22 protein-coding genes and 1 pseudogene are annotated in these 22,945 nt (G+C 32.8%); 17 read left to right on the forward strand and 6 right to left on the reverse strand.

Going from position 1 to position 22,945, the window contains the following annotated elements; translation table 11 throughout:
- Positions 1–511: 511 nt before the first annotated feature.
- Positions 512–1,975, reverse strand: a pseudogene (locus BAU27_RS21170) (aminotransferase class I/II-fold pyridoxal phosphate-dependent enzyme); the annotation flags it as partial.
- A 319-nt stretch (positions 1,976–2,294) separates the two neighbouring features.
- On the opposite strand from BAU27_RS21170, the gene BAU27_RS21175 reads away from it, so the two are divergent.
- Both BAU27_RS21175 and BAU27_RS21180 read left to right on the forward strand, forming a co-directional pair.
- Complete coding sequence (locus BAU27_RS21175) at positions 2,295–2,600, forward strand: DUF6442 family protein (protein WP_071771823.1); 306 nt, start codon at positions 2,295–2,297, stop codon at positions 2,598–2,600.
- A gap of 3 nt (positions 2,601–2,603) precedes the next feature.
- On the forward strand, positions 2,604–2,810 hold the full coding sequence (locus BAU27_RS21180; RefSeq protein ID WP_000651002.1) for a helix-turn-helix transcriptional regulator: 207 nt from the start codon (positions 2,604–2,606) through the stop codon (positions 2,808–2,810).
- 254 nt (positions 2,811–3,064) lie between these two features.
- Here the strand turns inward: BAU27_RS21180 and BAU27_RS31210 are convergent, their stop codons facing one another.
- Positions 3,065–4,948: an MMPL family transporter gene (locus BAU27_RS31210; protein ID WP_254797979.1), complete on the reverse strand. Its 1,884-nt coding sequence runs from the start codon at positions 4,946–4,948 to the stop codon at positions 3,065–3,067.
- A 58-nt stretch (positions 4,949–5,006) separates the two neighbouring features.
- On the opposite strand from BAU27_RS31210, the gene hfq (BAU27_RS21190) reads away from it, so the two are divergent.
- The 3 genes from hfq (BAU27_RS21190) to BAU27_RS21205 all read left to right on the forward strand — a co-directional run bounded on the left by hfq (BAU27_RS21190) (position 5,007) and on the right by BAU27_RS21205 (position 8,223).
- Entirely contained in the window at positions 5,007–5,195 is a 189-nt protein-coding gene (gene hfq / locus BAU27_RS21190; RefSeq protein WP_025151226.1) for an RNA chaperone Hfq, read from the forward strand.
- Between the two features lie 999 nt (positions 5,196–6,194).
- On the forward strand, positions 6,195–6,368 hold the full coding sequence (locus BAU27_RS32405) for a hypothetical protein (protein ID WP_175546552.1): 174 nt from the start codon (positions 6,195–6,197) through the stop codon (positions 6,366–6,368).
- Between the two features lie 316 nt (positions 6,369–6,684).
- Positions 6,685–8,223 carry an LA2681 family HEPN domain-containing protein gene (locus tag BAU27_RS21205; RefSeq protein ID WP_071771825.1) on the forward strand — a complete coding sequence of 513 codons (1,539 nt, stop codon included), beginning with the start codon at positions 6,685–6,687 and terminating at the stop codon, positions 8,221–8,223.
- A gap of 399 nt (positions 8,224–8,622) precedes the next feature.
- Here the strand turns inward: BAU27_RS21205 and BAU27_RS21210 are convergent, their stop codons facing one another.
- The gene (locus tag BAU27_RS21210; protein ID WP_071771826.1) at positions 8,623–10,071 is read right to left on the reverse strand and encodes a serine hydrolase domain-containing protein; all 1,449 of its coding nucleotides are present in this window, start codon (positions 10,069–10,071) and stop codon (positions 8,623–8,625) included.
- A gap of 341 nt (positions 10,072–10,412) precedes the next feature.
- Between BAU27_RS21210 and BAU27_RS21215 the strand changes: the two genes are divergently transcribed.
- The 3 genes from BAU27_RS21215 (at position 10,413) to BAU27_RS21225 (ending at position 11,335) form a co-directional block, all read left to right on the forward strand.
- Positions 10,413–10,748, forward strand: coding sequence for a transposase (locus BAU27_RS21215; RefSeq protein ID WP_071744285.1), 336 nt, complete (start codon positions 10,413–10,415; stop codon positions 10,746–10,748).
- A 27-nt stretch (positions 10,749–10,775) separates the two neighbouring features.
- On the forward strand, positions 10,776–10,964 hold the full coding sequence (gene hfq / locus BAU27_RS21220) for an RNA chaperone Hfq (protein ID WP_071744284.1): 189 nt from the start codon (positions 10,776–10,778) through the stop codon (positions 10,962–10,964).
- A gap of 74 nt (positions 10,965–11,038) precedes the next feature.
- The gene (locus tag BAU27_RS21225; RefSeq protein ID WP_046958470.1) at positions 11,039–11,335 is read left to right on the forward strand and encodes a hypothetical protein; all 297 of its coding nucleotides are present in this window, start codon (positions 11,039–11,041) and stop codon (positions 11,333–11,335) included.
- A 426-nt stretch (positions 11,336–11,761) separates the two neighbouring features.
- Here the strand turns inward: BAU27_RS21225 and BAU27_RS21230 are convergent, their stop codons facing one another.
- Entirely contained in the window at positions 11,762–12,235 is a 474-nt protein-coding gene (locus tag BAU27_RS21230) for a GNAT family N-acetyltransferase (RefSeq protein ID WP_071771827.1), read from the reverse strand.
- A 143-nt stretch (positions 12,236–12,378) separates the two neighbouring features.
- Here BAU27_RS21230 and BAU27_RS21235 point away from each other — a divergent pair, with 143 nt between their 5' ends.
- Positions 12,379–12,819, forward strand: a complete 441-nt coding sequence (locus BAU27_RS21235) for a MarR family winged helix-turn-helix transcriptional regulator (protein ID WP_025151216.1) — start codon at positions 12,379–12,381, stop codon at positions 12,817–12,819.
- A gap of 290 nt (positions 12,820–13,109) precedes the next feature.
- Here BAU27_RS21235 and BAU27_RS21240 read toward each other — a convergent pair whose 3' ends face one another.
- Entirely contained in the window at positions 13,110–13,778 is a 669-nt protein-coding gene (locus BAU27_RS21240) for a hypothetical protein (protein ID WP_071771828.1), read from the reverse strand.
- Positions 13,779–13,780: 2 nt separating this feature from the next.
- Positions 13,781–15,151 carry an AAA family ATPase gene (locus BAU27_RS21245; RefSeq protein WP_071771829.1) on the reverse strand — a complete coding sequence of 457 codons (1,371 nt, stop codon included), beginning with the start codon at positions 15,149–15,151 and terminating at the stop codon, positions 13,781–13,783.
- A 385-nt stretch (positions 15,152–15,536) separates the two neighbouring features.
- On the opposite strand from BAU27_RS21245, the gene BAU27_RS21250 reads away from it, so the two are divergent.
- The 8 genes from BAU27_RS21250 to BAU27_RS21290 all read left to right on the forward strand — a co-directional run bounded on the left by BAU27_RS21250 (position 15,537) and on the right by BAU27_RS21290 (position 22,449).
- Complete coding sequence (locus tag BAU27_RS21250) at positions 15,537–16,157, forward strand: recombinase family protein (RefSeq protein ID WP_071771830.1); 621 nt, start codon at positions 15,537–15,539, stop codon at positions 16,155–16,157.
- A 406-nt stretch (positions 16,158–16,563) separates the two neighbouring features.
- Positions 16,564–17,127: a class I SAM-dependent methyltransferase gene (locus BAU27_RS21255; RefSeq protein WP_071771831.1), complete on the forward strand. Its 564-nt coding sequence runs from the start codon at positions 16,564–16,566 to the stop codon at positions 17,125–17,127.
- A 364-nt stretch (positions 17,128–17,491) separates the two neighbouring features.
- Entirely contained in the window at positions 17,492–17,902 is a 411-nt protein-coding gene (locus BAU27_RS21260) for a GNAT family N-acetyltransferase (RefSeq protein ID WP_071771832.1), read from the forward strand.
- Between the two features lie 428 nt (positions 17,903–18,330).
- Positions 18,331–18,666 carry a PadR family transcriptional regulator gene (locus tag BAU27_RS21270; RefSeq protein ID WP_002191906.1) on the forward strand — a complete coding sequence of 112 codons (336 nt, stop codon included), beginning with the start codon at positions 18,331–18,333 and terminating at the stop codon, positions 18,664–18,666.
- Positions 18,653–19,324 carry a hypothetical protein gene (locus BAU27_RS21275; RefSeq protein WP_071771834.1) on the forward strand — a complete coding sequence of 224 codons (672 nt, stop codon included), beginning with the start codon at positions 18,653–18,655 and terminating at the stop codon, positions 19,322–19,324. Before BAU27_RS21270 ends, BAU27_RS21275 begins: the two co-directional genes overlap by 14 nt.
- A gap of 114 nt (positions 19,325–19,438) precedes the next feature.
- Positions 19,439–20,872 (forward strand): IS4 family transposase, encoded by a 1,434-nt coding sequence (locus BAU27_RS21280; RefSeq protein WP_071771835.1) that lies wholly within the window; start codon positions 19,439–19,441, stop codon positions 20,870–20,872.
- 510 nt (positions 20,873–21,382) lie between these two features.
- The gene (locus BAU27_RS21285) at positions 21,383–21,976 is read left to right on the forward strand and encodes a hypothetical protein (protein ID WP_000720878.1); all 594 of its coding nucleotides are present in this window, start codon (positions 21,383–21,385) and stop codon (positions 21,974–21,976) included.
- A gap of 80 nt (positions 21,977–22,056) precedes the next feature.
- Complete coding sequence (locus BAU27_RS21290) at positions 22,057–22,449, forward strand: hypothetical protein (protein WP_000864441.1); 393 nt, start codon at positions 22,057–22,059, stop codon at positions 22,447–22,449.
- Positions 22,450–22,945: the final 496 nt, after the last annotated feature.

Below are 22,945 nucleotides of genomic sequence, written 5' to 3' on the forward strand. Positions count from 1 at the left end.
TATTTATAAAAATTATCATACAAATGATCTGTATATCAAAAGTGAATTGATGTGCAGATCATTTGTGTGAGCAAAGTCCCTTTAGCCTTATTAAGGGACTTTTTTAAATTCCTACATACTTGAGATTCCGTTACATCAACATCAAGTTAAAAGCACTTTTAAAACATTAAAAAGTGCTTTTAACTTATTTTGAATATGAATGTAAACTTTTAGATAGAAGTTTACTTTTAAATATCATTGGTATTGGTTTGGAATAAAGTTTGATCAAAAATACCTCATAAACCCGTATTTTATGGTAAGTAAAAAGAATCTATTTTGAAAAAAGGATTGATCAAAATAGATTATTTTCTAACATATTTAAGTTCCAGTTTTATAAAAAAGTTTGATAATTTTCTACCTTTGATCTTCAACAATAGCGCCCTATAATGGAATAACTAAAATATGGTCTCAATCCAAAAATCAATTATTTCCTTCTCCAACGAGGTATGCTTCAGGAAAAACTTCTGAAATATCATAGTTTTATATAACATTGATTCAATTCTTTACAAGACTGATAGATAAGTTCAAAAAGGCGGTCTAGATCCTTTAATTCCACACAGGAAAATGCAATCCGAAGGTCTGTCTTGGCAAGGGAGATGGTACCCACTCCGTACTGATTGAGCAAGTGGATCCTTAGTGTTTCAGCATCAGAATGTTTTATGCGAAGGCATACGAAATATCCTGAGTTGAATGGATAAGGTTCAAATTCATCCGCATATTTCCCGTCAGCTAAGATCTCTTTGACTCGTCTGGCCCTGTCTTCCATTACTTTATTTCTCTCCTTGCGCTGCATTTCAAATTCAGGATGTAACAAGGCATCCAAAATGATTGTTTGGGAAAGGTGTGGACTGCATGAGATGGTACTTCGAATGGAACCCATCGTCTTTTTCTCCAACGCTTCTAAAACCAGAGGATCCTGAATTCCAAATGTGAGAAACCCAACACGAAAACCCCAAGCATACTCTTCTTTCGTTGCCCCATCAATTTTAATTGGGAGGACATTCGGGTGTAATCCTACTAAACGAGCAAATATAGATTCCTTGATTGAATCTTCGTAATATAATCCAAAATAAGCATCGTCCATAACAGCAACAATATTAACCCCAAGATCCGCTGCCTGCTTGATGGCATCAAGAATTCCTTCTGCCTCTTTCACCGTAGGAGTATACCCGGTAGGATTATTCGGAAAATTAAGCACAAGAATCGCTTTACCATTTTTGCAGGATAAAAGTGCCTTCAGCATACCTTCTACATTAAATTTGTTTGTTTTCGTAAATAAAGGATAGGTCACGGTCCCACAGTCGTGGCGGATATTGAAAAGTATATGATAGTTATCCCAATACTTATCTGGCAGTATAATCGAATCGCCTTTTTCCACAAACAGGTCGGATACGATACTCAAGCCATGGGTCAGCCCATTCGTCACAATCGGGGTACCAAATTCCTTTCCTTCAAGGGAAGGATTATCCTTTAGAAGCTTTTTTCTCCAAACCTCACGCAGCTCCTGTTTTCCCGCGGGTGGTGCATACGGATACAGGTCTTTCGGATTATATGAGGAAAGGTTTTTATGAATCACATCTATATACATGGGTTGTCCACCCTCTGAAGCCATCCCGATTGTTGCATTGAATCGGTCAGCTTTCCCCCTTGCCTCTCCAGCTTGGCTGACAATCCCTTTGGGGAAATACAAGGATTTTCCTAACATTGAAAACATTTCATATACTGGTTTATTCCGTTCTTCAATGACATGATTTAATTCTAAAGCCAATGGGTTTAGCATTTTTACACCTTCTTTATCTAGTTGGATTTTTCCAGATTCCAGTTCTCTTACATTTGGATTCCCCAGGCGTGAATACATAAATCCTGGATCTTCTCCTGCGAAGCGTTGTGCTCCTACTTCTGCATTATCAAAAACAAATGTTGAAGTCATATAAACAGGGACACTCCATCTATATTGTTTCCTTTACTTTAAGGGTAAATTAAAAATAAGTATAATACATATTTACTATTTTAATAATAACATTTACTTATGATAAAATTTTAATTATATAAAGGAAGTATCTATGGGGGTAACGCCACATGCCCAGCAAGCTAAGCTTCTTAATTACCCCCATAATGAAAATTTTATATCTTTGCCAATTGTACTTCTCTACACTTAAAGGACAAGTTTTATTATCATTATGACAAGTTAACTTGTCATAATGATAATAAAACTATACAATAAATATATAATTAATAAGGGGTGGTTATAAATCATGCAAAAAGAAGAGATATTAAGAAAATACAAAAAAATGGGGAGAGATGAACGTAAAGAACTTATAGAATTAGATTCATCTAGTTACGGCTTAATAGCTGTACTTGTTTTAGTCCTATTTTTCGGTTCTTGGAAATTGATGCATGGTATTAAAAGTTACGAATTAATTTCAATTTTTGCTGGTTATATAGCTAGTACAAGCTTTTATAAGTTTAGAAAGTTAAAAGAACAAAGATTTCTTATTGCAAGCATTTTAGCTATAATGAGTACAATTGCAGGTGCCATAGTTTTCTTTCTGGAGGGATGATAATTGAAAGATGAATTAGTACTGCAAAATCGTTTGAAAGTAGCAAGAGCTGAGAAAAAAATATCACAGGGAGAATTAGCTGAAATGGTAGGAGTATCTAGACAAACAATTAGTTCTATTGAAACAGGACAATTTTGTCCAACTGCAAAGTTAGCATTAGTACTCTGTATAGCGCTAGATAAAAAATTTGAAGAATTATTTTATTTTTGATTAATTGGTGTACTAGAGATCAAAACAAATCTCTTTCAATCTAGTTTTTCTTATACATAAAATAAAAAATAAGCCATCCTCTCTTATGATTCTACAGAAAGGATAACGTCTTTTTTGCTTTATGGATAGTGCAATACCTTAGTTTCTTTTATATATTTACATAATTAGCGAAGAAGGATATATACTTTCTTTAAAAAACCGCTTCTCTTTTATAGGGAAGCGGTTTTTTAAATGAATACAACTATGAATTAACTTTAACTGTTCTGTTTATATATCTTTTCACTGTTGTTTTCCATGTGATGTATACTTTCTCCTTCAACATCAATGTTAGGTAAAATTTTATCCAGCCATTTTGGCAAGTACCATGCTGACTTACCCACTAGAGTCATGACCGCAGGCACGATTGTCATTCTCACAATGAATGCGTCAAAGAAAACACCGAATGTAAGAGCCATGCCTATGGATTTAATGATGGTATCAGGTGCCAACATGAATCCAATAAATACAGACATCATAATTAATCCTGCTGCGACTACAACTCTCCCGCTTTCACGCATTCCTTCTAAAATAGCTCTCCGCGGGTCGCCTGTATGCGTATATACTTCCCGCATCTTGCTCACTAGGAACACCTCATAGTCCATGGCGAGCCCGAACAGGATGCCAATCAGAATGACCGGCAAGAAGGCTAAGATTGGCCCGGCTGCCGGGAAACCAAATATATTTTGGAAATGCCCATCCTGCACGAAAAATACCACAGCTCCCAACGTAGCACCAAGAGAAAGTAAAAACCCTAATACTGCTTTTAATGGAATGAGCAGAGATCTAAACACTAGAACTAAGAGTACATATGCAAGTCCCACAATAAGGGCAGCGAAAACTGGCAAGGCATCACTCAACTTTTGCACAATATCAATATTCATCGCTGCTGTCCCCGTCACCATTAGTTCAATTCCATTTTCTTTCTCGGTCTGGTTCGATTTGTCCCGGATCGATTTTACCAAATCCTTCGTCTTTGTATCGTCAGGTCCTGTTTTTGGTGCGACGGAAATCATATAAATCTTTCCAGAAGGCCCAGGGATAGCTGGTGTCACACTTTTCACGTCAGATAGGTTACCCAATTCTTTTGCAACAGTGTTCATAACATTTTGCATTTCAGCTGTTGCTTCCTCTGATTTTGCCACTACCACTAAAGAGGCATGAACCCCTTCTCCATATGCTTCCGTCAATAAATCATATGCTCTTCTTTCTGTCGTTTCTGTAGACTTTGTTGTTCCATCAGAAGGAAGGCCAAGGTTCATATGGAAAAATGGAATCGTAATCACTGCAAGTAGTCCGATTGCGAAAATCGTAACAATCAGAGGACGTCTTATGACAAATTCCCCCCATTTATTTGAACCAGCGTGTTTCTTACCTACCCCAGTCATCTTTTGCAAGAATCGATTTTGTTTAGATGGGGAAATTTTATGACCGACAAGTCCCAATATGGCTGGTAATATGATGACGGAAACCAACACAGCTGCGAGCACAGTAAAGGCAGCAGATACGCCCATCGCTGTCAGGAATGGAATCTTTGTAACAGACAGTCCCAAAAGACCAATAATAACAGTTAATCCTGCAAAGATTACGGCACTTCCCGCTGTTCCCGTTGCGATGGCAACAGATTCTGGAACAGAATCTCCTTGTGCAAGCTGCTGTCTAAAACGATTGATAATGAAGAGTGCATAGTCAATGCCCACTGCAAGTCCCAGCATGGCAGCTAATGATAAGGAAACTGATTGGATTTCCACATAATTGGTTCCAATCATGATTCCAAGCATTCCAATCGCTAATCCGATTATTGCAGTGAGAATCGGCAGTCCAGCTGCTAGAAAAGACATAAAGGTAAATGCCAGAACTACGAAGGCGACAAGTACTCCAACAATTTCAGTCATACCTGAAGTCTCTGAGTCGGAAAACTTGATATCGCCTCCTGATAACTCCGTTTGAATGCCGGCATCCCTTGTTGTTTCAATACTATCTAAAATCTTATCCTTAGAAGATTCTGTGACCTTTTCCGCTTTCACTTTGTACGTAACAACTGCATATCCGATTGTCTTATCTTCACTGAGGTTCTGCAGTTGCTTGGTTGCTAAATACATATAAAAAAACAGTCTTTCAATTAAATTATGATACGATTATAAAAAGGGAGGGAACCATATGCACAATTTACAAGAAGATATGTATGAACAATTGAAAGAGAAAAAAGGGGAAGTTACTGTATTTTTAAAGAATGGCTTTCCAATTCGTGGGCAGATTCTTGCAATAGATAAATTTACTGTCCTTATGATGGTTCATGGTAAGCAACAACTAATTTACAAACAGGCAATCTCTACACTTGCTACGTAATACATACTGGACCTATGTAAATATTTCTCAATATTATATTATTACTATGTAAACTATAATATAAGTAATTCTTTTTATTGTTTATATTTTGTTATTTCCTGTTGCAGAATCCTTATTATATATAAGGATTCCTTTTTTTGTTACAAATCCACAAAAAAAGATAAGATCGGAGAGGATGATCTTATCTTAAGCATAAGGGAAAAACAAGTGACACAAACTATCTTAATTTTTATGATATTATATTTTTTGTTAATTTTCGATATAAAACCCATATTTAACATCTATATCAATATTGAGAAATTTATTGCAAAATTAGCTATAAATGATTCAAAACCCGAAAGTAAACTTTTACCCAAAAGTTTACTTTCATTTTCTTTATTTTATTGAATTCATCGTAATTTAATTGTTTTCAGCAAAACCACTGATTAAAGTATACATTCAAAACATGACAAATAGGGGTACAGCCGAGAAATGTGTATATCTCGGCTGTACCCCAACAACGGATTTATGAAATAGTTCCTGCGAAACGTGGTAATTATCACTTTGCAGAAAGTATTTCACAAATTCTACATGAGGCAAGACGTTGGCCAGAGGTATTTGAACATGTATATGGCAGTATGGAAAAATTCAAAAGTTATTTAAATAAAAAATAATATTAATATTAGCATCCATAACGGATGCTTTTTTCTTTGTTATATGGAAATAACACATTAAACATATATTTATACGCGCTGTTATGACACATTAAGGAATAGTAATAAAAAGATGAGACCAATGAAACCGTATAAAAACCAAAAGAATCCTAAGATGGGGAATTTTTTATGAAATTTAAGCATGGTAAACCTCCTTGGGTATATAGAGGATTATAATACATCGCTGGTCTATTTAGAATACTAACCATGAATTGGATGGAATTAGGCATGATTAAACCAATAGCAATTATCGTAGGCGCTGCCGTGATCGGTTTAGTGTCTTATTCTATTTTGAAGAGGTGATGGCATGACGTGGTTAAGCTTCTTTATTGGGTACTTCACTGGAACGCTTATTACCTTATTGGTACTCTACTTTGGATATCGGATTAGCAAGGAGAACAAGGTAGATGAAGATTGGCATGAGAAGTCAGTGGAAGATGAAATGGAACAGTTGAAAGCGTTAAGGGATGATAAGGGGTGAGGGGATGGATTGGATAGACTTTATCGGAACTTTAATATGGCTAATTATTCTTCGCATGTATTATCGATATGTTACAAAATAAACGAACAAAAATAGAGATGGTTAACAAATTACAGTTGCACATAACTATATAGACATTTCCGATATGTAAATTACTATAAAATATAATCATAAGTCTTTCAGTAATAATGCTACAAATTCTTCTCTATTTACCTATACCTATATTTTCACTAATTTATTATTATATTGATGTTTGTTTATGGTATTTTATACAATATGAATAAAGACAGAATTTAGCATAATAGGGGGCGCATAAATGAATGAACGGTTAATGGTTGAATTAAATGATATAGGCCTATTAGTTGACAGATTAGATGAACATTTATTAGCCAATAAAGCCAGGATAGATAAGGATGACCTAAATTATGTTTCAACTATAGAAGAAAAATTTAGGGCAATTAATGTGGAACAACTTGAGAATGATCTCAAAGTTGTCTATCTATACACGAGGGCTAATTATGAAGCTATTTTACAACGGATGGCAGACACTAACTTCGAAGTAATACATGATGGTTCCATGTTAGTAAAACAATATAAAGATTATGATGACTTTGTGTTTAAGAACTATGCCCTGAGAATAAAAGCCTATCGAGAAGCTATTAGGTTATCACAACTAAGCAAGAAACCTAATCATTTTTTTGTGTCACAAATTTATGTGAATTTATCAAATGTATATGTTGAAATGGGGAGAATAGTTGAGTCTATTGAAGAATTAAAGAAGGTTGAGCATTTAGTTGACCATTTCCCTATGGCAAGAGGTAACTTAGCTATTAAACATATGTCATTAGCAAAAAGAATAACTGATCGAAAAGTTATGAGATTTTTGATTGAAAAAGGTCTTGCTGAATTGGAAGATGTATGTGTAAGCGCAACGCCTGATGTTATACCATTTGACACATTAGAACTTTTTCAAGATTATGAAAGATATATGGAGAATCTTGTTGATACTTATTTTTCCGATGATGAACCTTGGTCAGAGAAAAATGATGTGGATGATGTTTATAAGGTTTGGTCAGCAGAAAGGAATTTAGCTCTTAATTATGTGAATATAATCTATAAGAAAGGCAATGTAGATGATGTTCACATGATAAATATGGGTGTAGGCTACTTTAAGAACGAGAGTAATATGGAATATTATTCTTGGTTCAATACCATTAAGCAAGAATACAACATTTCCAGATATTTTCTATATCAGATAGATTCTATGAGAGATGATATGAAAATCCATGAGTCCCAACGTTATAATACTCTTATTAACACTCTTGATTATCCTGCATTAGGATACCGGACAGAATTACTGAAAACAGCTCTTAAGACAGCATTTAGTGTGCTTGATAAGATAGGGCTATTCTGTTGTAAATTTCATAAGCAAAACATCCGGGTTCAACAGATAGACTTCCATAAGTGGTACAAAGAAATTGAGTTAGATGTAGCCTTAAGAAGCCCGTTTAATGCCTTGTATTGGTTAAGTAAGGATTTAGATTTTAAGAATGGCGATATGAGAGTAATTCGGTTATTGCGTAACTGCATTGAACATAGATACATTAGGGTTCTTGAATCATACGATATACCATTTAGTGAAGAATTAGCAGATAATAGTAAGTATGAGTATATAGTAAGCTATTCAGACTTAGAATGTGCTACTTATGAAACATTAAGGCTTGTAAGAAGAGCCATATTCTATATGGCAAACGGTTTTAATGTGGAATATAACAGAGTTTATTATGGAGATAGTCAGGATGGGGTTTTTATACCTCTCTTACTCGATACTTATGATGATGAATGGAAAAATTAAAAAAAGAAAAAATACTATTTAGAATAAGTTTATAAAAATAGAAGAGGTGAAATGTCCTCTTCTATTTTTATTTTCTTAGCTTAATAGCAATGGGATATCTCCAGCGTTTTTTAAAAAATACGTTATAAGTTTTTCAGCTAATTCCACCATGTTTTAATCGTCATGCATTAAAATACTGTACAGAGATAATAAAGTTGTTTAATTTACAATAAAGTCATTTAAAAAATAATATAGTTGTTTAAAAATCCTTCTTCTACTAACGAGGCAGGTTAGTGGAAGAAATAGCAAGTGGGTTTAACTAGGAGAAGTGTCGATGACATTAAAGAAGACACCGAGGTGTCTTCTGTTTTTTAAATTAAAAATATCGATAAATTAGGATTTATTTACTTAACATTATACTTATTTTCGGACCGAGGCATCTAATCGGTGAGTATATACAAACCAAGTAATGCTTGCTGTTAATAATGTTGACGAAATTAAAGCTGTAAGAACACTATATGTTTGCCAAATAAGTATCGTTGACCAATCGAAGGCAAAAAACATTATACACTGGGCAATCGTAGCGATTAGGAAAATAATTGTTACGATTGTTCTCTTTTTTGTCATTGGCTGCTGCTCATTCGTTTTCCTTTTTCTTAATCCTAAGAAAAATAACAGAACGGCTAATAGGCAAAGAATAATTGTGGTAGACGACAAAATGATGTCCAAAAGCTGTGTGCCGCTTATCTCATATGACTGAGTTAGATTGCCGTTTAATATATTTTTAACTTTTAGTACCAGGTTTATATTGGTATTTGCGCCGTTGCTCAGTAAGCAGATGGCTGTTCTTTCATTTGGCAGTATGGCTACTTCGGTACTAAAATTTGGATTACCCCCAGTGTGTTCTATAAACGTTTGTTCGGCGTTTACCGACCAACCTGCCGCATAATACATATCATTGACAGCCGAAACAGACATATCACCCCTATGTGATTTTTCGATAGCCCTGTGAAATATTTCGGGTATGTCCTGCACAATACCCATCTGTATGCCCATCCAACGCGCCATATCTTTTGTATTAGAAATGATATAGCCGGCAGGTTTATTCCCAGCATAATCCGGAGCGTTAAATGGAGTTGTTATAAAAAAGGAAGAACGGTAGCCCAGTGCTAACTGTCCAGTGGCTTGAGCATCTTCTTTATAAACATACGTCTGGTGAAGACCTAAGGGTATAAATACCTGTTCCTTCATAAAGTCTTCATAGCTTTGTCGTGATACAATCTCAATAACCAAACCCAATACGTCATAATTAACGGTTCCATAGTTATATTGTTCACCGGGAGAGAACGCCAATTCTGCATCTACCAGCGTTTCCACAGTCTTTTGCAACATATCAGGCGTATTACCTTGTGGAATATTTTTAATATGTCTAATATTTGTTAGGCCGCTGGTATGGTGAAGAAAGTTATTTAGTGTAAGGTTTTGCATATCAACAGGTTTACCTTGATACTTTAATGTAAACCAAGGTAAATATTTTTGGATAGGGTCAGTCATTGATAGCAGCCCTTGCTCTTCCAATAGCAAAATCCCCATACCAGTAAAAGCTTTACTCACCGAGGCCAACTCATAGAGTGTATTTTCACTTGCAGACAATCCCTTTTCAAGATCTGCATACCCAGAAGAAAAGTAGAACACTTCACCATCAGCAAGTATTGAGATTGACATTCCAGGCACACCTGATGTACGACAGGCATCATCTAGCAATGCTTGTATTGCCACAGATTTCGAATCTGACAACGCATAACTTTTTGTTGCGAATCCTGAGAATAATATAAATATCGTTAATACAAAAACAATAGTCTTTTTCATACACTCTCCTTTTTGAAGAATTATAAGGGTATAAATAACTTATTTTTATAACTATAAACTAAATTCTAATTTATCTTTCTATTCACCTATATAATATGAAATAATTGTGAAGAGTTACACTTAAACTAACGGGGGCGTTAGTTCAATAAGAAGTAAACAACTTTATTATTCATTTTTTAAGCATTACATAAGCAGATGGATATAATTTGAAACAACTTTAAAGAGCCTTGCTGCATATAGAATGTAGTAAGGCTCTTATCTTTTTTAATCAAAATTCAATAACTTTATTATCACTATACAAGTTATATATTCGTTTTGCTAGTAAAAGGAGATGAGTGTCGATGAAAAACCACATAAAAGTAAATGGAAAAACCCTTCAAACAAATAAAAAATGGTCACATCTCAAGCAAAAACAAAAAGAACATATTTCTAATCGGTTACGTAGAGAATATACACAGTTTGTAAAAACACATTATAGAAAACCTAGAAAGTATGAACATGATGAGATTCTTCATGAAGTGATGAATCAAATACAGGAACGTGAAATTTGGATTCCTTATGATGAAGTAAAAAGATATTATCTAAGCAAAATAGGAAAATGGTTTAGAAAAATAGAAAGTGAATGGGAATCACAAATATCCAACAGTGAAAAGCAACAGGTATTAGAAGAAAAATAAATCCAAACAAACCAGGGGGCGCATTTCATGTTTAATTTACAAGAAGATATGTATGAACAATTGAAAGAGAAAAAAGGGGAAGTTACTGTATTTTTAAAGAATGGCGTTCCAGTACGTGGGAAGATCCTTGCAACAGATAAATTTACCGTCCTAATGATGGTTCATGGTAAACAACAACTAATCTACAAACAAGCAATCTCTACACTTGCTATATAAAAAATGATTGTATGCTATAAAAGGAGAGGGATATATTAATTTTTTTATTTCGATTTGACATAAAAGATGATGGAATGGATTTTATCTTAAACGAAAAAATAGCTGAAGATATGATTCCTTACTATGATGAAATGCTTAGACCGCTTGCCGCTTCTTTAAGTCAAACATTGAACTTTTATCGAGCTTTTAGTAAACACCCTACCATTCTATCTTGTCGAATTTTAGATAATAATGAACTGGAAATTATGTTGAGTAAAGGATTGGGACAGTATATAGATCCATACACTAAAAACCAAATTATTTTCGAAAATGGAAAATTAATAGCAGATATCTTAATGGAAGTTATGAACCATCAAACTATATACCGTTAAATTATATTATAAGGGGTCACCATACATGCCCATCAACTTAAGAAATTAGGTATTCCAAAAACAAAAAATAGGCTAAGTGTTTTTATATTTTGTTTTATATTTATATAAAGGTGAGATAAAAAAAGACTTAATCCTTATTTGTAATACTGAAACTAAGATAATTAAATAAATATCATTATTACTACACGACGACACATGTTGTTTAACAATGTAGTTTTAAGGCGTATCAATACTTTGCTTGATACGCCTATTTTTTATGGTTTTTCCTTCGTTTTATCGCTACATTTGAACTTTTTTTCATCACTTTTAAATAGCCAGTTTAAGAGAAGCAATTGATTTCTTAGTTGAAATTCATGTTTGTATTTGTGTCAAAATAAAGCCCCTTCAATACTTTCCTTTTAATAGATGCGTTTAATACACCTAATTTTAAAAAGATTTTATATACCATGCATTCATAGTGGAGTGTTCAGAACCTGGGAGGGGTTCATTTAAAAGTATAAATCCAAATTTTTCATATAATAGACATGCAGTTTTTAATTCATGCATTGTTTCTAAATAGCACTTTTCATAATGTTTAGAGGCAAATGACAAAGCTGTTTCCATTAGTTTCTTGGAAAGCCCTAAACCTTGTGCTTTTGGACTTAAGTATAGCTTTTGTAATTCGCAAACTTTATCATGTTCGTTAAACGGTGCTATACCAATTCCACCAACAACTTTTCCTTCCATTTCTACTACCCAATAGTTCGCATGTTTTAGATTATTATAATATTGGTGTAGGTCGTTAAGTTGAGGGTCAAAATAAGCTGTTCCAGGAAGCGCTAATCCAAGTGATTTTAATGAATCTTGTATAATTTCTTTTACTTTTGCATTGTCTTCTTTTTTCATTTCTCGAATAATCATATACGATCTCCTTCAATTAGGTTTTAATAAAGATTGCGACAGATTTTTGAAAATGGCATCCCTAAAATGTTGACTAAGTCCACATTTTAAGGGTACAGTTATATTAATATTAAATGTAGACTTAGTCAACCAAAGGAGAATCTATGGATAAAAAAATTATTTATGACATCAGACAATTCAACCGATTTTATACAAAGGTACTTGGTTTATTTAATAACCAGATTCTAGATACAGATTATTCATTAACCGAAACACGAATACTATTTGAAATAAGCGAAAAAACAGAGTGTATTGCGAATAATCTTGTGCAAGAACTTAATATTGATAGAAGCTATATGAGCAGAATTTTACGTAGATTTGAGAAGGAAGAATTAATAGAGAAAAGAAGCTCAATAAAAGACAGCAGAAAAAACTTGCTCTTTTTGACAAAAAAAGGAGAGGAACTACTAGATATAATTCATATTCAGTCAGATGAACAAATAAATCAATTGTTTAACGGACTAAGTGATAGTGAGGTTAATGAAATTCGTATGTCCATGATGATAATAAAAGAAAAATTAGATAAAAATATTAAACAAAAGTAAAAAAATGAATGATTTTAAAAAACTAATTGGGGTAGCGTCACACATCCATCAACTTAGCAGAACAGGTTGCCCCTAAAACGATAAAAATGAACTTTGGTGCTATAAAAAACACAATTTTTTGTTTAGGGGGTACTTTAAAATATTAGCTTGATGGGTATAGGGTACCGCCAGCATTTCGGGAAAAAACTACGCTAAGCAAAAAATACAATAAGCCATCCATATGGACGGCTTATTTACATAATTATCGTTATAAGATGCTAATTTTTAATATTAAATATACTCTATTAATTTTAATTTGCTACGCCTAATACCGATTCATAGTAAGCATCAACTTGAGAGTGACATAATAAAATAGGTTTTGATATTTTGGCAATATTTATTCCATCAATAGTATCTTGAAGCTTTATTACCATCTCAGATTTATAATTCGAAGTGGTACTTAAAAATTCCAATCCAGCTGCAAGACGCATTGCATAATCCTGTTCAACCTCTTCATCTATAACTACAAGATAGTTTTTATGTATTTCACCTAATATAGCCTCTTTCTCTGCATTGGTAATCTCAAATCTATCCATTTTCAACAATGACTTAAAAAGGTCTAAACTATCCTCAATCTTAGAGCTTAAACTAAACTTTTTAACTTGCTTATCCATCTCTCTTTGGGCATTGCATCCTTCTCTTTCTGCCAACTTTTCACAAAAAGTTTTAATACCCTTAATTTCTATAAAATCTAATCTATCCTCATTAGGAAGAATCTTTAACGCATCACAGGATTTTGGTATTTGAAACTTAATTCCCATTCCATTCGAATTCATTATTTCATAAACCTTTTCTTTCACCAAATCATAATCAATAACTTCTAAATTAGCTGAACTTGCACAACTTCCATCCAAGTCTTTTAGTGGCTTTAGTTCAAATAACCCTAATGTAACCCCTTTTTCTAAAAGTTTTTTTAGCATTTTTATTTCTCCCAAATTAGTTTTTGTAGTGGATCTGATAATTTCTTAAATACAGAATTCAAATCGTCATTAACATTAATTATTCTTGTACTTGTACTTTCACTTTCCTTTTCAGATAAATAAAAGTTCACTTTTGAATCAATCTCGGATTTATTTGCTAAAACTTTTAAAGCTTGTATTATGTATGGGCTATGAGAAGTCACTAATACTTTAATTCCTATACTTGCTAACTTCACTATAATCTCACAATATTTAACTTGCCATTTAGGATGTAAATGTATTTCAGGCTCATCAATAATGAGAATAGTTCTCTCATTAATTACTTGTGCCTTTAAAAGCATTTGTATCATACTAAAAGATTTTATACCCGATGCAACATTAGATGTTTTAAAAGAATATACTTTATCATCCAATTCTCTTTGGAATAAAAATTCATCTGAATCTTTATCTAACACACTTTCTCCCTCAATAATTGTACTAATCTCATCAATAAATTTTTGATTTTCATTCTCTAACCCTAAATCATAATAAGTTGAATCTGACATCTTCGAAATTAAATCTTTCATATGGAAGGGTATTGAATTTTTTCTATTCTTTGTCCCTATTCCCCCATACAATTTACTATCACTACTAAATATATTAGCCTCTGAAATTATTTTATGCATTTGGAAAATCAAGGGAGACTCTATGTATGTTACATCCTCTACCTCTAAGGGACCCCCAGAATACATAGCACGATCAAGGGCTTCATTGTTTAACTGTGCTTTATATACAAGTTCACCATTCTCTTCATATAATATCGTTGTAGGTTCTTGCTCATATTTATTACATATATCCGTTCCAAATTCTGATTTAAGAGCTAACATTATAGTATCTATAATGAAATCCTTAGGATTTTGACTTTCTTTTACTATCTGATCAAGTTTATTTAATAAATCATATAACTCTATTACATTATCTGTTTGTTTATCTATTGATACACCAATCTTATCTAGCTCAAAACTTAACTTTTCTTTATAAATTTGCACATATTCCTCTAATCCTTCAATATCTTCTAAATTCAAATATCTTAATATATCTTTACGAACGTAAGGAGGATATATCCTACTTGCTGCTCCTATAGGACGATTTTCAAGAGACTCCCTCGAAATTTCTCTAACCTTAAAATATATGGCATCTATAACCTCTTCAAATTGTGTGAATTTAGCCTCTTTAAAATCTTTATGATGACTATTCACACCTTTAATAATTGAGAATAACGATTTCCCCACAGTACTTTTCCCAGTATCATTTTCACCAGCAATTACTGTCAAACCCTCTAGCTTGATATCAGCCTCTTTCACAAGTCCTACATTACGTATTGCTAATTTCATCACTACACTCCCTTAATAAAAACATTCAAATCATTTCATATTAATATATCTACAGTATACATGAGGTTTTATAATACTTCACACAATTTAAGAATATCCAAACTTATGTATTTGCAACAAGGATAGAAAAATTCAAATAATAATAATATTTCAAACCAACACCACTCACCACATCAAAAGGTACACCTTTTGGTTCATTTTTCATTACTACGTATTCAAAGACGTAAAGAACACTTGATATGTCTATAAAACTATACCTTTACAGATACATAGAAAACTATAAAAAATCACTTCTATAAATGTCTATTTCTCACTTTACAGACATCTGTTTACTTTATATACCTTTACAGACATGATTGGTATAATTATCAATGAGGTGTAGCATATGAAACATAAAAAATTTGGATATGTACGAGTTTCGAGTAAAGATCAAAACGAAGAACGGCAAATTCAGAATATGAAGGATTTAGGGATAGAAGATCGAGATATTTTCATAGATAAAGAATCCGGGAAAAATATGGAGCGAGAGAATTATCAAATGTTAAAACGTCTTGTTCGTACAGGAGATACCATTGTGTTTGACTCCTTAACAAGACTTGGGAGAAATATGAATGATACATTAGAAGAATTTAGATACTATGAAAAACATAAAGTGAATTTACAATTTATAAAGGAACCATACATTAACGTCAATTACATTGGAGAAAGTACAAATGATGTTATTCAAAGCGCAATTCAAAAAGCAACACTTACAATATTATCAGCTTTTGCAGAAAAAGAGCGTATTGATATTAAGCAACGTCAAGCTGAAGGAATTGCCCTTGCCAGAAAGCAAGGTAAACGTTTAGGCCGCCCGCCTGTTGAAATAACAGAAGAATTCAAGGATGCTTACAAGGAATGGAAATCCGGTTCAATTACAGCTGTAGAAGCCATGAAAAAGTATGGTATCAAACGTTCTTCTTTTTATAAGCTTGCTAAACAATATGAGGAAAAAATAAAAGAATAGTTTGTCTAATTAACGTTTTCTTAAAAAGAACTTGTAGTGATTCCTACAAGTTCTTTTTGTTCTTCGGATTGACAGATAGTAAATGTTATTAGGGCTACCGCTAACATTTCGAAAAAAAACTACGCTAAGAGCATGCAAGATTTTATGCAAAAAATCGGGAGACATAGAGAACTATGGGGAGGCCAAAAGGCGCACCAAAATAGGAATGTATAAAAAAATGCATAGATACATCGAACAAAAAAGGAGGTTCCCTTATGAGAGTAGGGGTTCCTCCTTGTCCTTGCTACCAATAATGAGACGTTATGTTAACCGAACACGAATATGATATACATTTCTTAATTTTAAGATAAAACGGTATAATACAAAGTGAAGTATTTGATATACATACTGTAAAGGAGATGACCTTATGCTTTTAAAAGAAGAGATAAGAGTGGTTGTTGGTGCTGGAGAATACAATAACAATCCTAAATGGATACAAACAGAAGAGACAGAACTAAACTTGTTAAAACGGGATGATTGGGAGAAAAAATTTTCACCTAACACCGTAACAGCTATTTTAGCTGAACATGTATGGGAACACTTAACCTATGAAGAAGGGAAAGAAGCTGCAAAAATATGCTTTGATTTTCTAAAACCTGGTGGTTATATCCGTTGTGCTGTTCCCGATGGTTTTTTCCCAGATGAAGATTATCAAAATGGAGTACAAGTAGGTGGACCAGGGCCTAAGGATCATCCAGCAGCAAGTCATAAAATTGTACATAACTTTAAAACTATAACTTCCATGTTTAAAGAAGCCGGTTTCGAGGTAAAGCTTCTAGAATATTGTGATGAGAATAAAGATTTTCATTTCCATGAATGGGATGAAAAACAAGGATTTATTTACAGATCTAAGCGTTTTGATCATAGAAATAAGGATGGAGAGCTTGGTTTTGTTTCTCTTATAGTTGATGCTATAAAGCCATCAAAATAACATCAACTGTTATATAATTAAGAGTTCATAAAAAGAGGTTGGATATAATCATTCCAACCTTTTACAATTTACTTCCGCTTTCGATAATTACGTAAACAAAAAAGTCCTCCAGTTAAACGATCTGGAGGACTTTTAATAGTCTTCTAAATACATTGAATTCCGATAATGTTTCATGCTTTATTCATTAAAAAATCCCTTTCCTTGTTCAACTAATGATAGGTTAGTACATGTAGTAAGCAGGAATATGATGAATAATGTCGAAATAATAATATATAAAAATATACGGCAATGAAAGGAGGCATAAGACAGTGGATAAATTTTGGATCAACTCTTCAAAATAATTAACTTTGAGGAGGAAAAATGAATGACGATAAATTTTAATAATAGTAAAAATATAAATAGTGAACAATTAGAAAGATTATATAATGATGTAGAATGGTATGCATATACACAAGATTTAGAAGTTCTTCAACAGGCAATAGAACAGTCATTAGAAGTTGTATCTGCTTGGGAGGGTGAAGAATTAATTGGGTTAATCCGTATAGTTGGTGATGGATTAACAATTATCTATATTCAAGATATTCTTGTGTTAAATGCTTATCAAAATCAAGGAATTGCTACTCAACTGATACAACAAGTTCTGAATAAATATAAAAATGTTCGTCAAAAAGTTTTATTAACTTTAGAAGCCCCTGATGTTAGACATTTTTATGAAAAGAATGGTTTTCAATCTTGCGATAAGGGTTCTGAGGTAGCATTTGGTAAATTTACATAAGTAGAAAAAGAGGCTCTTCCTTGGAAGGCCCTTTTTTTATTACCGATAAGATTAATTATGTAAATGAGATGTCCATATGGACATCTTATTGTATGTTTTGCTTAGCGTGGGTTTTTTCCAAAATGCTGGCGGTATCCCATCGCTATCAAGCTAACAAAAGTAAATACCCCAAAACAAAAATTTTACCCTTCCATACGAATCCAAACATTTTTTTGTTTAAGGAAACCATGCTATTTTTTACTTGCTGACAACGTGGAGTAATACAAAACATAAATAGAAAAAATCCCTAACAATATCCAAAAGAATTGTTAGGGATTTTTTTATTCTTTATTAAAGGACTAACAGGTAACTTGCAAAGCAACTTACCTAATGCTACACTCTAACTATATACTAACTTGCATAGCAACCTACTGAAAGGAGATGAATCGATGCATAGCCAAATGCTAAAAGGTGTATTAGAAGGCTGTATTTTATATATCATCTCACAAGAAGAAGTATACGGTTATGAACTAAGTACCAAATTGAATCAATATGGCTTTACGTTTGTAAGTGAGGGCAGTATTTATCCACTTTTATTACGTATGCAAAAAGAGAAGTTAATCGAAGGAACTTTGAAAACCTCTAATCTAGGACCTAAACGTAAGTATTATCATTTAACAAAGAAGGGATTAGAACAATTAGAGGTATTTAAGGAAAGTTGGGATATGGTATCAACAACTGTAAATCGGTTACTAGGAGGGGAAAAACAAAATGAAACCAGATGAAATGGCTAAAATGAATAATGAAAAAAGAAAGCTACTAACAGAAGAAAATGAACTGGCTTATGGAAATATGTTGGTGTATATTCGCTGTTCAAATGTTCCTGAAAGGCAATCAGAAGAACTATTATTGGAGATTTTAGACCACCTTCTTGAATCTCAAAAAGAAGGGAAAAATGCTTATGATGTATTTGGGGAGGATCTTCCAGCGTATTGTGACGAATTAATTGCCGCCTTACCTCAACAAACAATGTTTGAAAAATTTTCAACAATTGGTTTTATTATTAGTTTACTACTTGCTATTCAATTTGGAATAGATACAATATCTGCCGTAATAACTTCGTTTTTTCAAAAAAAATATCCAACTGAAGGTGTGTCATTTGATATTTTGGAAACCATACTATCTGTCACAATTCTTATTGGAGGTCTTTATATTATTTTATATGTAATGAAAGGATTCTCGTTTAAATTCATAATGAATTGGAAGAGCCGAATTATATTTGTATTATCAATTGCTATTCCATTTGGAATAGCAGTATTATTACATATGTATTTTAAAAAATACCCTTATCTTTCTTATAACTTAAGTTTATGGCAAGGTGCCTTGATAGCTCTATTTTTCTATATTTTATATAAATTTTTATTTAAAGCATCAAGATTCTAATAACTTATTTAAAGAGCACATATATCGCTATTAAGCTAACAAAATTAAATTTTCTTAAAATGAAAAAATACGCTATTCTTTCTGTAGACTCATAGGAAAGGATGGCGTTTCTTTATGAATCTTTCGATTCTTGACGAACTTCAACCGATTGCTGAAGAATTACAACGACACATGTCTCCCCAAGTTCTAGAACAACTAGCCAAAGAAAAAGGATTCGTTCAGCGAAAGAGTAAGTATCAAGCACAGGAGTTAGTTGCTTTATGTGTATGGCTTAGTCAACAGGTCGCAAGTACATCACTCACACAATTATGTAGCTGTCTTGAAGTATCTACAGGTGTTCTTATTAGTCCTGAAGGGCTTAACCAACGATTTAATGCTTCCGCAGTACAGTTTCTTGAACAAGTTCTATCTAACCTTCTAACTCAAAGGATTTATTCAACACAAGAAATAATTCATCAATATACCACGACTTTTAAGCACATTCGGATTCTAGATTCTACAACATTTCAGCTTCCAGATAAGTTTTCTTCAGATTATCAAGGTTCCGGTGGAAGTAGCCATACGGCAGGAGTTAAAATTCAATTGGAGTATGATCTATTGAGCGGAAAGTTCCTGCACGTTTATGTAGGAGAAGGAAGAGAAAATGATAAAACCTTTGGTTCAACAAGCCTACAGACTATTCAACCAAAAGACTTGTACATAAGAGATTTAGGCTATTTTGACTTACATGACTTACAGAAGATCCATGATAAAGGAGCTTACTATATCTCACGTTTGAAATTAAATTCTCGAATCTATCGTAAGAATGATGAGCCAGAGTATTTTCGAAATGGGACCGTGAAGAAAGGAACACTCTATATTCAGTTAGATATGGAAGAACTCATGAATCAATTGTCCCCTGGTCAAACCATGGAGATTTCAGAGGCATACATTGGACAGTATCAAAAATTGCCAGCTCGTGTTATTATTCATCGATTAACAAAGGAACAAACAGAAAAAAGGTTGAAAGAACAAGCCAAAAGAGAAAAAAAGAAAGGTATTATCTACAAAGAACGGAGTAAAAGACTAAGTGGAATCAACGTGTATATCACGAACCTTTCTGCAGAAAATGTTCCAACGGACCACATCTATGACTTCTATTCATTACGTTGGCAAATTGAAATTTTATTTAAAACATGGAAATCTTTCTTTCAAATTGACAAGTGCAAAGGAATCAAGAAAGAACGCTTAGAATGTCATTTATATGGGCAACTCATTAGTATTCTACTCTGTTCATCGACGATGTTCAAAATGCGTCAGTTACTCTTGGAGAAGAAAAAGAAAGAGTTAAGTGAATACAAATCCAACTATATGATAAAAAATTATTATCTATTGTTTTATGAAGGATTACAAAAGGACATCCATGAATTATTAAAAGTTTTACTACGCTTGTTTTATTTTTTAGAGAAAAACGGGAGAAAATCTCACCGGTACGCAAAGAAAACCGTCTTTGATATCTTAGGTGTTGTATATGATTATACGTTGTCACAAAGTTTCAAAGTTGCATAATATTTTTAAAAATACCTATTTAATAGGTTTATTTGTTATGCCCATATTTAGTACAGTCGTAGAAATTTTAAAAAATACCCCTCACATATATCCACTTAGCACCCTTAACTTGATGGCGATGGGGTAGCACCACATCGCTATCAAGCTAATATTTTGAAGTACCCCCAAAATGAAAATTTCCTTTTTCTACAGTTAGTTATTTGGAGAAGGCAGCTCTTTTTTCGTTTTTGGGGTGTTTACTTTTCTTAAGTTGATAGGCATGTATAGTGACCCCTAATTAGAACTGTACAAAATGGTATGCATAGCGATATTGTAATAAACAATCAAATTATATCTATTTTTCCTAATATCAAAACACTTTCTATTCCTCCTGTATCTTTCTGAATAGAAAATAAGCAATCATACCTAATTTAAAAATCAAATAATTAGTTTTAATGTAAAATAATACTTTTTAAGGGAAGTTTATCATATCAATTATTTAAGTTCTAATTTTATAAAAGGAGGAGAAAAATGAAAAAAATTATTAGTATTTCATTAGCATTTATGTTTGTTTGGTACCTACTAGGTATTGACCCTGCCTCAGCCGCTGGTAATATCCAAAGAATCGACAGTACAACTACATTTGAAGAATTAACATACGAAGAGGCGATGGAACGTATAGCAAAACGTAGTGGACGTCCTATTCAAGAAGTAAAGGCAGAAAATCCAAATAACCTGCAAACATTAGGGACTTGTGATTATGGTGAAGCGACTAAACAATTAGATACTGGAAAATTTTATTACCCATATCTATATACAATTGTTCAAAAATGTCGTGATGGCAGTTTCGGATGGATTGGAAACATAAATCATGCAGGTTTAATTAGAAAAGACCTTTGGGGAACAACTAAGCAATTTGAAGGTGAAGTAAAAGCATGGAATAATGATCAAAAAGGATTAAACTATCTTGTATCTGGTGATTTTTATAACTATGGAAATACAACAAAAACATATAGTTATGGTGTTAATACGCCAAGCGTTTCTTTCGGTTATTCAGTTACTTCAAGATCTGACCATTATCTATATTGGCATAGTGGTCAAGGGTATATGAAGATAGTTCCTTAAGCATAAAAAAGGATATACCGTCAACCAACTAGAATATTGTCCGTATAATATCATATATTTAACTAAAAGAAGGTGATTTAATGAAAGTAATTATCCGATTATTACTTTTGCTAAGTTTAGTAGTAATAATCGCTGGATGCACTGTTAATAATTCCTCAGATACCATCCTATCTGTAGGTAAAGCGACAAATCCTCACGATGCACAATTCAAAAACACAAATGATAGTAAAAAAATAAAAATTATTAACGATGTTTTTAAAGAAAAAAAGTGGTCTGCTAATAAAGAATTTGATGTTAGAGAGAAGATACCAGATTTAATCCTTGAAATAAGTAAAAGTAATGAAGGTTTCTCAGCATTAATTGTAACAGTGTACTTTAATGAAAATGGTGCTGATGTAATAAACTTCAAAGGCGAACATACAGTTTTAAATAAAGATGAAGCTGATAGAGTTAAAGAAGCTGCTTCTATATAATTGGCTTAGTAAGTAAAAAGACGTCTTCCTCAGTTGAAGATGTCTTTCTTATGCAACTGTCTCTAGATTTAAATAATTTTTGTGAAATACAGAAATTATTTAAAAACAGGATATTATGAACCTATACATCCGGATAGTAGATGAAGGTGCAGTAAAAATTATTCTTATATCAATTTAATTTAAAAGATAACGGAATAAATTTTGCTATCTTTTTTGATTGCTTTAACAAGCTTCTCCTTATAGATATAATTATCTATAGGGAGAAGCTTCGTAACTTTTATTGAAACATTGCATTTTTTTATAAACATCGCGACTTTATTTCAAATCCACACTTTGCTTTTTTATTTAATTCCCTACCTTTCTTTTCTTGCTTCAATCCATCAACAAAGGGATCATTATTTTTATTAACTTCTACATGGGGTACCGCCACACATCCATCAACTTAAGGATTTAGACTATTTTTGAAGTTAAAAGCACGTTACTATTCTCTTATGTT

This window comes from Bacillus sp. NH11B (assembly GCF_001884205.1).
In the GTDB taxonomy this organism is placed as follows: Bacteria; Bacillota; Bacilli; order Bacillales; family Bacillaceae_G; genus Bacillus_A; species Bacillus_A proteolyticus.

Bases quoted from the DNA above. Each gene is read 5' to 3' on its own strand.
- BAU27_RS21175 (WP_071771823.1), top strand. From the start codon at position 2,295: ATGCAAAAAGAAGAGATATTAAGAAAATACAAAAAAATGGGGAGAGAT.
- BAU27_RS31210 (WP_254797979.1), bottom strand. From the start codon at position 4,948: ATGTATTTAGCAACCAAGCAACTGCAGAACCTCAGTGAAGATAAGACA.
- hfq (WP_025151226.1), top strand. From the start codon at position 5,007: ATGCACAATTTACAAGAAGATATGTATGAACAATTGAAAGAGAAAAAA.
- BAU27_RS32405 (WP_175546552.1), top strand. From the start codon at position 6,195: ATGACGTGGTTAAGCTTCTTTATTGGGTACTTCACTGGAACGCTTATT.
- BAU27_RS21205 (WP_071771825.1), top strand. From the start codon at position 6,685: ATGAATGAACGGTTAATGGTTGAATTAAATGATATAGGCCTATTAGTT.
- BAU27_RS21210 (WP_071771826.1), bottom strand. From the start codon at position 10,071: ATGAAAAAGACTATTGTTTTTGTATTAACGATATTTATATTATTCTCA.
- BAU27_RS21215 (WP_071744285.1), top strand. From the start codon at position 10,413: ATGAAAAACCACATAAAAGTAAATGGAAAAACCCTTCAAACAAATAAA.
- hfq (WP_071744284.1), top strand. From the start codon at position 10,776: ATGTTTAATTTACAAGAAGATATGTATGAACAATTGAAAGAGAAAAAA.
- BAU27_RS21225 (WP_046958470.1), top strand. From the start codon at position 11,039: ATGGATTTTATCTTAAACGAAAAAATAGCTGAAGATATGATTCCTTAC.
- BAU27_RS21230 (WP_071771827.1), bottom strand. From the start codon at position 12,235: ATGATTATTCGAGAAATGAAAAAAGAAGACAATGCAAAAGTAAAAGAA.
- BAU27_RS21235 (WP_025151216.1), top strand. From the start codon at position 12,379: ATGGATAAAAAAATTATTTATGACATCAGACAATTCAACCGATTTTAT.
- BAU27_RS21240 (WP_071771828.1), bottom strand. From the start codon at position 13,778: ATGCTAAAAAAACTTTTAGAAAAAGGGGTTACATTAGGGTTATTTGAA.
- BAU27_RS21245 (WP_071771829.1), bottom strand. From the start codon at position 15,151: ATGAAATTAGCAATACGTAATGTAGGACTTGTGAAAGAGGCTGATATC.
- BAU27_RS21250 (WP_071771830.1), top strand. From the start codon at position 15,537: ATGAAACATAAAAAATTTGGATATGTACGAGTTTCGAGTAAAGATCAA.
- BAU27_RS21255 (WP_071771831.1), top strand. From the start codon at position 16,564: ATGCTTTTAAAAGAAGAGATAAGAGTGGTTGTTGGTGCTGGAGAATAC.
- BAU27_RS21260 (WP_071771832.1), top strand. From the start codon at position 17,492: ATGACGATAAATTTTAATAATAGTAAAAATATAAATAGTGAACAATTA.
- BAU27_RS21270 (WP_002191906.1), top strand. From the start codon at position 18,331: ATGCATAGCCAAATGCTAAAAGGTGTATTAGAAGGCTGTATTTTATAT.
- BAU27_RS21275 (WP_071771834.1), top strand. From the start codon at position 18,653: ATGAAACCAGATGAAATGGCTAAAATGAATAATGAAAAAAGAAAGCTA.
- BAU27_RS21280 (WP_071771835.1), top strand. From the start codon at position 19,439: ATGAATCTTTCGATTCTTGACGAACTTCAACCGATTGCTGAAGAATTA.
- BAU27_RS21285 (WP_000720878.1), top strand. From the start codon at position 21,383: ATGAAAAAAATTATTAGTATTTCATTAGCATTTATGTTTGTTTGGTAC.
- BAU27_RS21290 (WP_000864441.1), top strand. From the start codon at position 22,057: ATGAAAGTAATTATCCGATTATTACTTTTGCTAAGTTTAGTAGTAATA.